This window comes from Paramesorhizobium salinisoli (assembly GCF_003335045.1).
Lineage (GTDB): Bacteria > Pseudomonadota > Alphaproteobacteria > Rhizobiales > Rhizobiaceae > Paramesorhizobium > Paramesorhizobium salinisoli.
Genome location: NZ_QOZG01000087.1, coordinates 1 through 1,016, shown reverse-complemented (window position 1 = coordinate 1,016; position 1,016 = coordinate 1). Strand labels below are relative to the sequence as shown.

The window sequence follows — 1,016 nt, the reverse complement described above, 5'->3', positions numbered from 1 at the left end:
TGACGACAACGAACAATGTCGGCACAGCACTCGCCAATCGGCGCAGAATGAAAAGCAGCATGGCATGCTCCAAGGGATGCACGCGGCAACCGGAAGGTCGCCGTGTGCCGCGCTATTGCATTATCGGGCCCAATCGGATTGGGCCTATTCGGCAACGCTCAGGAATTTGCTGAGATGCTGGTTCGGCGCATTGTCCTGCCAGCCCTGCACCTTGTCCGAAACGAGCCAGAGATAGGCCTGCGTCAGCAGCGGTGCGATCGGCTGTTCCTTCATCAGGATTTTCTCGGCCTCATGCAGGATGATCGAGCGCGCTGCCGGATCCCGCTCCGTATATGACTGCTTCATCAGCGCGTCATATCTCGGATTGTTGAACTTGCCGTAATTGAACGTCTTGTTGCCGCTGACGCTGAGGGCGAGGAAGCTTTCCGCATCCGAATACTCCGCGACCCAGCCGGCGCGGGCGACGTTGAACTTGCCGTCTTCCTGCAGATAGGCGAAGTGCGATGCGACGTCGAGATTGAGCAGCGAGACCTTGGCGCCGAATGCGTTCTTCCACATGTCGGCCACCGCCGTCGCCACGCGCTCATGGTTCGGATTGGTGTTGTAGCGGATTTCGATGTTGAGCGGATTGCCGCCCTCGCCATAGCCCGCTTCCTTCATCAACTCGATCGCCACGTCCAAGCAGTCGAGCTGCGACATATCGGCGAAATCGGCTCCAAAAGGCTCGCCATAGCTCTCGATTCCCGGTGGAACCATCGAATGGGCAGGGAGCTGCGATCCGCTATAGATCACCTTGGCGAGGAAGTCGCGGTCGATGACCATGGAAAGTGCCCGGCGGACACGCACGTCGTTATAGGGTTCGGCCCGTGTATCGAATGCGTAATATTCGGTTGAAAGCGAAGGCGAGATATGAACGCTGTCGCCATAGGCGTTTCGCAGGCGGGGGATCTGGTCGGCTGAGAAATTATAGACGAGGTCCATTTCCTTCGCTTCGAAGCGGCGGACCGAAGCCGCCT

Annotated in this window: 1 protein-coding gene; it reads right to left on the bottom strand. The window is 58.4% G+C overall.

Going from position 1 to position 1,016, the window contains the following annotated elements; genetic code table 11:
• Window positions 1-144: 144 nt before the first annotated feature.
• Window positions 145-1,016, bottom strand: an 872-nt coding sequence (locus DUT91_RS25015; RefSeq protein ID WP_147272308.1) for a peptide ABC transporter substrate-binding protein, incomplete at its 5' end; no start/stop codon positions are given.